Consider the following 329-nt stretch of genomic DNA (forward strand, 5'->3'; position numbering starts at 1 on the left):
GACCCTACTGCTATGCCCTGTGAGGGTTTTGATGGCTTTGCTGGTGCTGACATCCCAGAGTTTGATGGTGTTGTCATCACTTGCAGAAGCCAGTGTCTTGCCATCGGGGCTGAAGACTACGCTATTGACCCAACTGCTATGCCCTGTGAGGGTTTTGATGGCTTTGCTGGTGCTGACATCCCAGAGTTTGATGGTCTTGTCTGAACTGCCAGAAGCCAGTGTCTTGCCATCGGGGCTGAAGACTACGCTATTGACCGTACTGCTATGCCCTGTGAGGGTTTTGATGGCTTTGCTGGTGCTGACATCCCAGAGTTTGATGGTGTTGTCAT

1 pseudogene is annotated in these 329 nt (G+C 51.7%); it reads right to left on the bottom strand.

What is annotated here, in order from left to right:
* A pseudogene (locus GNE10_RS35125) lies at positions 1-329 on the bottom strand (PD40 domain-containing protein); the annotation flags it as partial.

The sequence above is a fragment of the Nostoc sp. 2RC genome, from assembly GCF_014222165.1.
In the GTDB taxonomy this organism is placed as follows: domain Bacteria; phylum Cyanobacteriota; class Cyanobacteriia; order Cyanobacteriales; family Nostocaceae; genus Nostoc; species Nostoc linckia.